This window comes from Moritella viscosa, from assembly GCF_900120065.1.
Lineage (GTDB): Bacteria > Pseudomonadota > Gammaproteobacteria > Enterobacterales > Moritellaceae > Moritella > Moritella viscosa.
This window is the reverse complement of the sequence record NZ_FPLG01000156.1, coordinates 172,217-185,025: the sequence shown is the minus strand read 5'-3', so window position 1 is coordinate 185,025 and position 12,809 is coordinate 172,217. Positions and strand designations below refer to the sequence as shown.

At 42.2% G+C, this 12,809-nt stretch carries 10 protein-coding genes and 1 pseudogene; 1 reads left to right on the top strand and 10 read right to left on the bottom strand.

Annotated features, from left to right (window positions below):
- Positions 1-74: 74 nt before the first annotated feature.
- Positions 75-1,364: a sphingomyelin phosphodiesterase gene (locus tag BT797_RS23005; protein ID WP_045109433.1), complete on the bottom strand. Its 1,290-nt coding sequence runs from the start codon at positions 1,362-1,364 to the stop codon at positions 75-77.
- A gap of 364 nt (positions 1,365-1,728) precedes the next feature.
- Here BT797_RS23005 and BT797_RS23000 point away from each other — a divergent pair, with 364 nt between their 5' ends.
- Positions 1,729-3,096: a sodium-dependent transporter gene (locus BT797_RS23000; RefSeq protein WP_075473632.1), complete on the top strand. Its 1,368-nt coding sequence runs from the start codon at positions 1,729-1,731 to the stop codon at positions 3,094-3,096.
- 117 nt (positions 3,097-3,213) lie between these two features.
- On the opposite strand, the gene ybaK is transcribed toward BT797_RS23000, so the two are convergent.
- The 9 genes and pseudogenes from ybaK to BT797_RS23740 all read right to left on the bottom strand — a co-directional run bounded on the left by ybaK (position 3,214) and on the right by BT797_RS23740 (position 12,660).
- Positions 3,214-3,684, bottom strand: a complete 471-nt coding sequence (gene ybaK / locus BT797_RS22995) for a Cys-tRNA(Pro) deacylase (RefSeq protein WP_045109434.1) — start codon at positions 3,682-3,684, stop codon at positions 3,214-3,216.
- 5 nt (positions 3,685-3,689) lie between these two features.
- Positions 3,690-5,571 (bottom strand): annotated as a pseudogene (locus BT797_RS22990) (monovalent cation:proton antiporter-2 (CPA2) family protein).
- Positions 5,572-5,713: 142 nt separating this feature from the next.
- Complete coding sequence (trpA, locus tag BT797_RS22985; protein WP_045109436.1) at positions 5,714-6,520, bottom strand: tryptophan synthase subunit alpha; 807 nt, start codon at positions 6,518-6,520, stop codon at positions 5,714-5,716.
- Positions 6,520-7,710, bottom strand: coding sequence for a tryptophan synthase subunit beta (gene trpB / locus BT797_RS22980; RefSeq protein ID WP_045109437.1), 1,191 nt, complete (start codon positions 7,708-7,710; stop codon positions 6,520-6,522). Before trpB ends, trpA begins: the two co-directional genes overlap by 1 nt.
- 11 nt (positions 7,711-7,721) lie before the next feature.
- Complete coding sequence (gene trpCF, locus BT797_RS22975; protein WP_045109438.1) at positions 7,722-9,110, bottom strand: bifunctional indole-3-glycerol-phosphate synthase TrpC/phosphoribosylanthranilate isomerase TrpF; 1,389 nt, start codon at positions 9,108-9,110, stop codon at positions 7,722-7,724.
- A gap of 20 nt (positions 9,111-9,130) precedes the next feature.
- On the bottom strand, positions 9,131-10,201 hold the full coding sequence (trpD, locus tag BT797_RS22970; protein ID WP_082276001.1) for an anthranilate phosphoribosyltransferase: 1,071 nt from the start codon (positions 10,199-10,201) through the stop codon (positions 9,131-9,133).
- 3 nt (positions 10,202-10,204) lie between these two features.
- A complete protein-coding gene (locus BT797_RS22965) occupies positions 10,205-10,810 on the bottom strand; it encodes an aminodeoxychorismate/anthranilate synthase component II (RefSeq protein ID WP_045109439.1) in 606 nt (201 codons plus the stop codon).
- Positions 10,811-10,820: 10 nt separating this feature from the next.
- Positions 10,821-12,464, bottom strand: coding sequence for an anthranilate synthase component 1 (locus BT797_RS22960; RefSeq protein ID WP_075473631.1), 1,644 nt, complete (start codon positions 12,462-12,464; stop codon positions 10,821-10,823).
- Positions 12,403-12,660 carry a hypothetical protein gene (locus tag BT797_RS23740; RefSeq protein WP_139291755.1) on the bottom strand — a complete coding sequence of 86 codons (258 nt, stop codon included), beginning with the start codon at positions 12,658-12,660 and terminating at the stop codon, positions 12,403-12,405. The genes BT797_RS22960 and BT797_RS23740 overlap by 62 nt, the downstream gene beginning before the upstream one ends.
- Positions 12,661-12,809 lie beyond the last annotated feature (149 nt).

Here is a 12,809-nt window from a genome sequence, read left to right as displayed (position 1 = left end):
AGGAGTTTTAAGCGGTTATTTCAACATCTAAAGTAAATAGATGCTGAAATATTAATGAGTAGTGTTCTGTACTGCTATTTTTCTGTTGGGTAGATAAAATATCCGCGAGCGGCGTAATGATCAGATAAATCCCAAATTCCCCACAGTGATTCGGTTAATACGCGAGGCGCGAATATTTCTTGGCTTGCTGTCATTGGCTGTAAATTGTCATTTCCTGTTAGTGTGTAATCAAGATATTCTAAATAAGGTTTCTCTGCCCAATAGTTAGTATTGGAATCAAAAGACAGGTTGTGGCCTTTGTTTTCAGGTTCGCTGGCATTAAGAATATATTCCATTTGGTCGCGATCGCCGGGCAAGCCGATTTTGTTGACGTTGAAATCTCCTGCTAAAATGACGGCCTCGTTTGCTGGGATATTTTGCTCTCGAATAAATTCACCCATTTCTTCTAGCTGGGCTAAACGTGCTGATCGGTTACTATCATCATCAGATGATTGGGTGTGGGTCGCAAACACATGGTAAATGTAACCTTGCTTGTTAATGCGAGCATAAATAACACCACGGGTAGCGGCACACTGAATACCATTACAATTGGTATACTTTAGGCTTTTTTCTTCTTCTACAGGCCAAGGCGTTAAAATACGCGTACCTGACTGCATGATTTTTCCTAATTTGAATATTTCGCTGCTGGTAAAACTATATTCTTTACTGAGCTGTTTAAGTAATTTTTTTGTTCGAATTGGATCAAAGACCTCTGTGAGTACCAAGGCATCATAACCTGACATAATTTCTGGCATCTCAGTTAGACGATCACTCACCTTTTTAGAACCGAATATAGTCGTAGCCCAGATGTTATAGCTTAATAAGCTAAATTCATTACCAGGTCCAATAGCAGGTTTCTGATCATGCAGTTGTAAAACATAATTGACTTTGCCACCTTTATTTAGCTTTTCACTATTAAAGGCGATAGTATTTTTTCTATCGGCAAGTTGGATTTCAAAACGCTGAATTGCGCTGTTCGTTTGTGGTTCGATAGTCAATTCATGACTGTCGATACCAAAGGCAAGTTCACCGTTTGTCACTCTCTGGGTTAAGCTAAAGTTGTAATCTCCATTGCTGAGTAAAATGGCGATGTCATCGTCAGTGCTGAACCGTGTAATATTAGCGAGATCCACGGTGCTCAATGGCATCACTTCTGCTGTTAACAATTCAATATTATTACCTTTTTCAATATACGCATACAGGGTATGCGGTGTGCTATTGGTAAATTGAACAATGGTATGGCGTTCAGTGGGTACTTGGCTCATCGCCATTAAGACCGGGGTGATCATGTATAGCCCAAGTAAGACTGCTATTTTCCTTAACATAAATATCCTTGATTGTTTTTATATTGTATGAAATTTAATACTACCCAGAGATGAGTATAAATGATTATTGTGCATATTAAGTACGCATAGTAAGCAATTTTGATGACACTTTGATTAGAGTACTATTTTTTTATGTTTTAAGTTGATTGGTATCACTTGCTATTTCAAAGATGAATTTATAATGTTTACGCAATTAAAAATTAATATTTATTGTTTTGTTGGTTAAGTATTGCTTTAAACATTTAGTTGCAGGTGTTAAATGCTGGTTTTTTCAGTGTTTTGTAGATTTAAAATGTTTCCTTTTATTGTTGTTTTAGTTATAAATTCTATTACTGATTGAATTTAGCAAACTTGGTACGGATAAATGGCTGCAATACAGAATAATGACGGAGAATCTCGAGGACACTTTGGTTCTCGTTTTGGTTTTATAATGGCAGCGGCAGGTTCTGCTGTTGGTATTGGTAATATTTGGGGGGTTCCTACGCAAGCGGCCAGTAATGGCGGTGGTGCGTTTTTAATGGTGTACCTGTTTCTGATCTTTGTACTTGGTTACCCTATGTTAGTTGCTGAACTAATGGTTGGTCGCCACGGTCAAACGAATCCAGCAGATGCGATGGCTAAACTAGGCCGATCTTCTGTAACAACAATGATTGGTCGTTTGATTGGTCTCGCGTCAATTATCTGTGCGGTGATGATATTCAGTTTCTATGCCGTTCTTTCTGGCTGGTTTGTCAGTAACACACTGGCACCTATTGCGGCTATGGTTGGTGCTGAGGAGGCAAGCCGTTGGTTAATCGATTTCTCATTATCTCGTAATATCGTATTTACCTTAGTATTTACATTGATGTCTATTTATGTAATTCAAAAAGGCGTACAAGATGGCATTGAAAAATGGTCAAAGCGTTTAATGCCATTATTATTTTCTATCTTGCTTGCAAGCGTGATTTATATCTTGTTCCAACCCGGTGCGAGTGAAGGTATTGCAGCGTTATTTACGATTGATTTTGAAAAAGTAATGCACTCGGATGTGATCATTGGTGCGCTTGGTCAGACATTCTTCTCGTTATCTATTGGTACGGGGGTGATGATGATTTACGGTTCATACCTTAAACCAAAAGAGAACATCGGTAAGTTAGCAGTACAGGTCACCTTTATGGATACAGGCGTAGCCTTCTTAGCGGCGATGTTAATCCTACCTGCTATGTATGTAGCTAAGCATAATGGTGTCGTTATCTTTGATGCTGACGGAAACTTACTAAGTTCAGATACACTCGTATTTACAGTACTTCCAGCATTGTTTGCTACGATGGGCGTGGTCGAGCATATTGTGGCGATCATCTTCTTTGCGTTGATGTCAGTTGCCGCATTAACATCGGCAATTTCGGTAGTCGAAGTGCCTACCAGTTATATCGTGGATAAAACAACAATGCCACGTAAGAAAGTAACTTGGATTGTTGGTGTGGGTCTGACAACATTAGCGATGGTTGTTGTGACTAACTTCGATTTAATGTTTGGCTTCGTGATCACCTTATCAACGGAAATAACACAACCGCTCATTTGTTTAGGTCTGGCTATCTTTACGGGCTGGGTATGGAGTCGTAATAGCTTGTTAAATGAAATTAAAGGTCAAGATGACGCAGACGTAAATGGTATTTTTTGGAAAGTATGGCCATTGTATGTGAAGTTTGTTTGTCCTGTGTTAATCATCCTATTAATCAGTACAGCGCTTTAATTTCATAAGTAATAGATAAATAAACTTGTTTAGGTCAAGGTATAGAGTATAAATAAGGTCAAAAGAAACAAGCCCTGTAGAGCGAACTACTGGGCTTTTGTTTTCTATTGTTACTAATTATTCATTACTAATAGCAGCAAAATCAGCATTGGTTAGCTGCTTTAGGTCTAATGGGCTTAGTTCGATCTCTAAACCGCGACGACCAGCACTGACGTAGATAGTCTCATGTGTTTGTGCTGAGCTATCAATCACTGTGAGTAAGCGTTTTTTTTGTCCCAAGGGACTAACCCCACCAAGTACGTAACCCGTCGAGCGCATTACATCATTCTTATCTGCCATTATTGCCTTTTTAGCTTTTGCAGCTTTAGCAATGGCTTTTAGATTTAGCATTGCCGTGACTGGAACGACTGCAACGACGAGTTTCTTATCTCCGACATCCACCACTAGTGTTTTGAATATGCGTTCGGCGGCGACGGACATTTTCTCCGCCGCTTCTAAACCATAAGACTCTGCATTCGAATCGTGTTTATATTCATGGGTTTTATGGGCTACTTTTGCTTTTTTAGCTAATTTAACTGCTGGTGTCATACTATCTATTCTACCTTATCTATTTCGTTATTTAGCGCTGTTGCAGACTTGTCTCTATTTTTCATCACGTCTGCTAAGCTATCTTCGAGTTGTAAATACAGGTCACGATAAGCGGTATTAAACTTGTCGTCTTCACTGTTATTCAACCAAGTTTGATACAAGGTTGCCTTACTTTGTTTTTCTATTTCTTTAAAGGTGATCTTCACGTCTTTTGCTTGTTGCTCACTGAAACCCAAGTTAGTCAGCGCGTGTGATCCAAGTATCAAGGCTGAATGATAGGTCTCACTGACCACATGATCTGCCCCTGCATGACGCAGGGAATAACCATGGCCACGGTCATAAGCACGCGCTAATATTTTGACTTGTGGATAATGTTGTTTGATGTAACGTACGAGATCAACAGCTCTGACTTTATCATCAATCGCGACGATGAATAAACTGGCGTTTGCGATACCTGCTGTTTCTAGCAAACTGGGTTGGGTTGCGTCACCAAAATAACTTTTCATGTTAAATGAGCGCACTCTTTGGATCATACTGACATCATGATCCAGTACCACTGTTTTAACTCCATTTGCAACTAACAGACGATTGACAATTTGGCCGAAACGACCGATACCGGCCACGATCACATCACCCTGTTCATTAATATCATCGCTGGCTTGTTGATTGGTTTTATCAACGTAGCGTGGCTGGATCACACGGTCATAAAAGATAAATAACGCGGGTGTTAAGAACATAGACAGAGCGACAGATAGCGATAAAGTCTGTGCTAGGCCAATCGGTAGTACATGGTTGTTCACGGTAAAGCCGATTAATACAAAGCCAAATTCACCCGCTTGCGCCAAGCTGAGGGCTAATAACCAACGGTCGCTGCCTTTGATCTTAAAGACCAACGTTAAGATAAGCAGCACTAAACCTTTGACCAGCATTAACGCGAGTGTAATGGATAAAATAGTACTGGTTTCGTTAAACAAGATATTAAAATCAATACCAGCACCAACGGTCATAAAGAATAACCCGAGCAACAGGCCTTTAAATGGTTCGATGGTAGCTTCTAGCTGGTGTCTAAATTCACTGGTTGCTAATACTACACCGGCTAAGAATGCGCCCAGAGCTGGGGACAGACCCACTAAGTTCATGATGGCAGCAATACCAATGACCAGCATTAATGAGGTAGCGGTAAAGATCTCAGGTACTTTAGAACTTGCCACAAATTTAAATAATGGACGACTTAAGTAATGCCCTCCGATAACCACGCCTGTAATAGCGACTATGATTACGAGGGCATAATAAACACCGGATATATCGGCGACTAAGGATAACTCTTCATGTTGCGCACTGCCTGCTTGTACGGCATGTTGTGCCTGTTCAACCAATTCTGGAATGGCTAATAATGGGATTAACGCCAGCATCGGGATCACGGCGATATCTTGAAACAGTAATACCGAGAATGCGGATCGTGCTCCTTCGGTTTTGGTCAGGCCTTTTTCGTTAAAGGTTTGCAATACGATCGCGGTTGAGGACAGTGAGAATACTAAACCAATAGTGAGGGCCAGCCCCCAGTCTAAATTAAGCGCAAGGCAGATTCCCATTACTGTAGCTGTCGTTAAACCAACTTGTAAACCACCTAAACCAATAAGACGATGACGCATATCCCAGAGCATACGGGGTTCTAATTCTAGTCCCACCAGAAATAGCATCATAACCACACCAAACTCAGCGAAATGCTGAATAGTAGCCGCTTCACTACCAACTAGCCCTGTCACTGGGCCTATAATCACACCGGCAATTAAATAACCGAGTACCGAGCCCAAGACGTTTGGCAATAGGAACTGCGATAACGGCAGCAAATAGATAGATGAATGCTTGAATAAAATAACCTGTCATGCAGCGTCCTTGTTCCTTAAGAAGTAATAGGATGAGACTAAAAAGCCCTTAGAGCAATTTTATATAACCATCGTATTGCGATAGCATAATAATAGGCACTAAGGGCTTAATTGGTAAAGCATTATGTTTTGTTTATATTAGACTATTTAACTGTTGCCGCTTTCATTGGCGTTACGAACTTAGCGAGTTCTTGCAGCATTTTCGTATTGTCATTAAGGTTTTTCTCAATGATGTTTACAATAGCTGATCCCGAAATAGCACCCGCAGCACCCGCTGCAACAGCTTGTTTAACTTGTTCTGGTGATGAGATACCAAAACCAAGTAGGCAAGGTGCTGCATCAAATGATTTTAGCTTTTCTAATAACGGACCAACTGGCATTTCTGCTTTGGTCTCTGCACCTGTTACTCCAGCGCGGCTAAGTAGATAGGTGTAACCTGATCCTTGCTCCGCTACTTGTTTCAGCGTTGCTTCATCGGCATTTGGCGGTGCGATGTAGATACTTTCGATGCCAACTTTATCGCCTGCTTCTTTAAATTGCTGGCCGTATTGTACTGGTACATCGGCAATCAATAATGAGTCAACGCCAGCTGCTGCCGCTTTTTGCATAAACTTATCGGTGCCGTTACCGTAAACAAGGTTAGCATACAGCAATAAACCAATAGGCATTTTCGGGTGTTTAGCACGGATCTCGGTGAGCATTTCAAAACAGATATCTGGGTTGATACCTGCGTTTAATGCACGAGATGTGGCTTTTTGAATTGTCGGGCCATCAGCCACCGGATCTGAGAATGGAATACCCAGCTCTAATGCGTCAGCACCGGCTGCAATTAGTGTTTCTATAATCGCCATTGATTGTGCGCGGTTTGGATCGCCAATCGTTACAAATGGAACGAAAGCGCCTTCATTTTTTTCTGCGAGTGCTGCAAAAGTTTGTTGATAGCGTCCCATTATAATGCTCCTTTACCTTCAAGAATATCAGCGACGGTAAAGATATCTTTATCACCACGACCTGATAAGTTAACCACTAAGATTTGTTCTTTATCCATATCCTGTTCCATCATCTGTAGTGCATACGCTAATGCGTGAGATGATTCTAGCGCAGGGATAATGCCTTCTTGCGATGATAATAACTGGAATGACGCTAATGCTTCTTCATCGGTTACTGAAGGATATTCAGCACGACCAGAGGTATATAAATGTGCGTGTTGTGGACCCACTGATGGAAAATCTAATCCAGCAGATACCGAGTATGATTCTTGGATCTGACCATAGTTATCTTGCATCAATAGTGAATGCATACCAAAGAAAATACCGTTGGTACCTTCGGCAATTGGCGCACCGTGTTCACCTGTCGAAATCCCTTTACCCGCAGGTTCAACACCGTAAAGTTTGACACTTTCTTCTTCGATAAAATCATTGAACATACCAATCGCGTTAGAACCACCACCCACACAAGCAATAACAGCGTCGGGTAAGCGACCTTCTGCTTTTAAGATTTGTTGTTTGGCTTCTTCACCGATCATTTTTTGGAATTCACGCACAATCGTTGGGAATGGGTGAGGACCTGCTGCTGTACCGAGTAGGTAATGAGCATTTTCGTAGTTAGCAGACCAGTCGCGTAATGCTTCGTTACAGGCATCTTTTAATGTGCCTGCGCCAGAGTCAACACCAATAACTTCAGCGCCCATTAACTTCATGCGGAATACGTTTGGCTTTTGGCGTTCCATGTCTTTCACACCCATATAGATACGACATTTTAGACCCAGCAACGCACAGGCTAGTGCTGATGCTGTACCGTGTTGACCTGCACCTGTTTCAGCGATAATTTCAGTTTTACCCATGCGTTTAGCCAGTAGTGCTTGACCCAATACTTGGTTAGTTTTGTGCGCGCCGCCGTGTAATAGATCTTCACGTTTTAGGTAAATCTTAGTTTTTGAACCTTTAGTAATGTTACGGCATAGCGTTAACGGTGTTGGACGCCCTGCATATTCATTTAACAGTTGTTGAAACTCTGCTTCGAAGGCAGGATCATTTTGTGAATCGATAAATGCATCTTCTAATTCATCTAATGCAGGTATTAAAATTTGCGATACGTATTGGCCGCCAAATTCGCCAAAAAAGGCATTAAGTTTTGCCATGATAACTTCCTTTAGTAATTTCTAAGCGCGTTAAATGCCGCGATAATTTTGTCTGTATCTTTAATACCGGGTGCTGATTCTAATCCTGAGTTTAGATCTAGCCCTAAACAACCGAGTTTTGCTGCGTCTTGCACGTTGCCAGGGGTTAATCCGCCTGCCAGCATGATTTGGCTGCAATCTTCAGATGTTAATAACGACCAATCAAATGGCTGTCCTGTGCCACCTGATTGTCCCGCTACCTTACTATCAACTAAATGACGATCAACCTTGGTCAGACTCAAATCGGGGGCTTGTTCGCTAACCCCGTGTGCTTTCCAAATTTGTATGTCGTTATTGAGTAAGGTTTTTAATATTGCAATGTAGCTTGCATCTTCGCTACCGTGTAATTGTACAGCGGTCAAATCGAGATGATTCGCAAGCTGGGCAACGACGGTTACTTGTTCATTCACAAATACCCCCACGTAAGCCAGTGGTGCAGCGGCTATAACCGCTTGCGCTGTTACTACGTTAACACAACGCGGCGATTTTGGCGCAAAGATAAGTCCGCCATAGATAGCCCCTTGTTCATGTACGACTTTTGCATCTTCTGGGCGGGTAAGACCACAAACTTTATTGTCACCTAAAATCAATCGTCGGCAAGCTAGATCGACGTTGTCTTGCGACATTAATGAACTGCCGACGAGGAAGCCGTTCGCGTAGTTTGCTAAATCGCGTACTTGTTGGTTATTGTAGATGCCCGATTCTGAAATGATAATACGATCATTTGGGATCTTCGGAGCAATCTCTTTGGTACGGTTTAAGTCAATTGATAAGTCGCGTAGATCACGGTTATTAATACCGATCACTTTTGCATCTAGTGCTATCGCACGGACTAATTCTTCTTCATTACTGACTTCGGTGAGTACGCCCATGTTTAAGCTGTGGGCGACTTTAGCTAAGGCAATATATTCAGCGTCATCGAGTACCGATAACATTAACAGCGTTGCATCGGCTTGGTGTAAACGGGCTAAGTAAATCTGATATTCGTCAATGATAAAGTCTTTACAGATCACCGGCTGTGTCACGACATTACGTACTTTAGTGATGTAGTCGAAGTCACCTTGGAAGTATTTCTCATCCGTTAATACAGAGACTGCAGACGCATAGTTTTTATAGACGCCAGCAATTAAATCTAAATCAAACTCAGGGCGAATTAGCCCTTTTGATGGTGATGCTTTTTTACATTCCAGAATAAACTTGGTTGGTTTACCCGATAACGCGGCATAAAAGTCACGATCTGTCGGTGCTAAATCAGCAATAAAACTCGCTAATGGTTGGCTGGCTTTACGCGCTGCAACCCAAGTCACTTTATCGTCAACAATATTACCGAGAATGGTTTGCTGTAATTCTTGCGTTAACATTTATGCTTCCTTCCTTATGACTAAACTTGCTGACTTTTTACTGCTAGCTGGTGGATCAAGGCTAATGCGCGGCCATCATCAATTGCTGCCATTGCTAATTCAGTACCGTGTTTGAAATCTGTGGCTATTTCAGCAACCACTAATAATGCCGATACGTTGATTGCCACTGCGGCTTTTTGTGCGTCAGTACCGTTACCAGATAAGAGGCGTTCGATAATGACTTTATTTTCAGCCGCATCACCGCCGCGTAATTCGGCTACGTCATAACGTTCAACACCAAAGTCGGCAGGGCTTATTGTGAACTCGGTGATCATGCCATTATTTAACTCGGCAACTTTAGTTTCACCGTGTAGAGCGATTTCATCTAAACCACTGCCATGAACGACTAACGCACGCTGCACACCGAGTTTATCCATGGTTTCGGCGATTGGGCGAATTAAACATTCATCATACACACCCATTAACTGTACTTGTGGGCGAGTCGGATTCAGCAGTGGGCCTAGCACATTAAAGATGGTGCGGGTTTTTAGGGCTTGGCGTACAGGTATCGCATGGCGAATACCAGCGTGGTATTGAGGTGCGAATAAAAAGCAAATACCCAATTCATCAAGGCAGGCTTTTGCTTGTTCTGGGGTTTGAGTTAAATTAATCCCAAAAGCTTCTAGTAGATCTGACGAGCCCGATTTACTTGATACGCTGCGGTTACCATGTTTAGTCATTTTTAATCCGCAAGCAGCAGCGACAAACGCAGCGGTTGTTGAGATATTAATGGTATTCATGTTATCACCACCGGTACCACAACAATCGGCATGTCGGCTTTCAACTGCAGGGAAAGGTAGCGCGGCTGCTAATAATGCTTGTGCTGCACCCGCAATCTCATCTGGCTGTTCACCGCGTATTTTTAATGCCGTTAGCACTGATGAAAGTACGATAGGGTCCATCTCACCGAGTACAACCGCAGTAAACAAGGTTTCTGATTCTTCAAGAGTCAGTACTTGATTTGCGTATAACTTTTCTAGAATAGCGGTGATTGTTGCTGGTTCTATATTTTTCGATGCTATGTTTTCTGATACGATGTTTGATTCTGCCATGACCTACTCCTTAGGGCTTGATACTGATGCTGCTGCCCATGCTAGGGTGTTTTTTAACAGCTCGGCGCCTTCACTGGTTAATATTGATTCTGGGTGAAATTGAAAACCAATGACTTTATCTTCTGGTTGAATGATTGCCATTGGCATACCGTTAAATTCTGCATTAACGGTTAAGCTGCTCGGTACTTCAGTTGCGACTAATGAATGATAGCGTGCAACAGGTAAGGGCTGACTCAAACCGGCAAACATTAACTGACCATCATGGTTAATAGATGAGGCTTTACCATGCATGATCTCTTCTGCACGGCCAACGATACCACCATACTGTTGTACCAGTGCTTGGTGTCCTAAGCAGATGCCAATCATTGGATATTGACCGCGACACAAGCGAATCAGTTCCAACAAGCAACCGGCTTCTGATGGATTACCAGGACCCGGCGAAAGCACCACAACGGGGTTGTTTTCACATTGGTCTATTTGCTGTTTAATCGCTTCGGCACTGATGCTGTTACGGTAAATTTTAACCTCATGCCCTAGGCTGCGGAATTGATCCACTAGGTTGTAAGTAAAAGAGTCAAAGTTGTCTAATAAAAATAAAGTGTTGCTCATGTTGCCTCCGTTACTTAGCGCTGTTGGTTGTTGAGTTTGATGCTGCCGTACTTTTTATCTTCATAATAGCTGCTAATGATGAACCTTGTGCGAGAGCAACAGCGTTTAATACTGCGGCTGCTTTACTGCGGGTTTCGTCGGCTTCTGCCTGTGGGTTTGAATCGTAAACCACGCCTGCACCGGCTTGTACATACGCGGTTTCATCTTTAACAAACGCAGAGCGAATTACAATACAGGTATCCATGGTGCCATCACCAGTCAGATAACCAACCGCACCGCCATAGCTACCACGGCGTTGTTGTTCTACTTGACGTACTAGTTCAGCGGCGCGGATCTTCGGTGCGCCGACTAAGGTTCCCATGTTCATACACGCTTGGTATGCATGCAGGGCATCAAGGTCATTGCGCAGTTTCCCTTTTACGCGAGACACTAAGTGCATCACGTAGCTGTAACGATCAACGTTTAATAAGTTCGCCACATAACGTGTACCAGGCTGACTAATACGGGCTACGTCATTACGTGCTAAATCAACCAGCATGATGTGTTCGGCTGTTTCTTTCTTGTCTTGGCGTAATTCTAATTCGATACGGCCATCTAAGTCGGGGCAAATAGAACCATCAGCACGGAAACCACGACGGCGAGTACCGGCAATCGGATAAATTTCTACATCATTAGTTTGCGCATCATATTTTAATGCACTTTCTGGTGATGCACCAAATAACACAAAGTCAGAATCATTTAGGTAGAACATGTACGGACTTGCGTTCGTTTGTTTTAGTTTGGCATAAGCGGCTAATGAATCTGGACAAGGTAAGCTAAAGCAACGTGACGGTACAACTTGGAAAATGTCACCTTTACGGATGTAGTCTTTTAAATCTTCAACTGTCGCGCAGAATTCACTGTCACTAATATCAACCTTGAGTGTTAGTGCTGCTGCTTTAGACTCTGGTATTGCCGCTAAGACTGTCGCACATTCTGTTTGGATTCGGGCTAATTTTGCTTCTGTTTCGTTAAGTGCTGTGGAAAAGTGATCACCACCAAAGACGCTACCAATTAATTTTGATTGTTGGGTTTGGCGATCAATCACAATTAAGGTTTCGGCAATATAGAATACAAAATCAGGACAGATATTGGCGCCACCAGGCACTTTTGGTAATTCTTCAACACTGGCAATCATGTCATAGGCAAAGCAGCCACCGAGGAATAATGCCTCATGAAAAGGTGTTTCTGGAATAATGCGGTTGATAATAGTACGTAAAGCATCGAAAGGTGACGATGACTGTAAGCGTGAATCTTCATCAAGGCTATCGTCAGTCGCTGCAAATATTAGTGCTAGTTTATTATGACTCAGAGCGGTAATGGCATCGTTGCCAAATTGGGCTTTAAGCTCATCGGCTAAGAAGGGCAGAAGGTTCTCACCGTTCAGCGTTAATGCAGTGAATTCAACCATACGTCCAAAACAGGCAATTTTAACGGCAGCATCGAGCAAAATTAAACTTTGCAGTGCGGTTTTTGTGACTATATCAGCCGATTCTAATAATAGGCTGTTACCGCTTGGGCGATACATGTGGCGATAGAAGGCAAGGGGATCGTTAATGTGAGGGCAATCTTGCTGAATCGAATGTAATTTTCCTGGCGCTAATAGTTGCGTCATCGCACTTTCCTTGCTTTAGTTTGTCTAAATTTCCAATAAAAAAGCCCGCTTCAATGAAACGGGCTTTAATGTTTGTTATTTTTTGTAGATTTACATTTACTGCAGATATCACAAAATCACATGCCCGTTTAGAGAGGGATGTGCCACCACCAACTGATTGTTTGGTTTGTAATATTTTGCATTGCGTTTGAGCCATAAAGTTATCTAAGTAGGTTAAACTTAGGCGGTTAGGGCTATTATTGTCAATACATTTATTAATTTTTGTGTGAAATTGTTAAATAAAACTTATAATAGGGCCTTATTGTGCCTTTTTCTGACTTTTATCGCTGGATACGCTTTATTTTT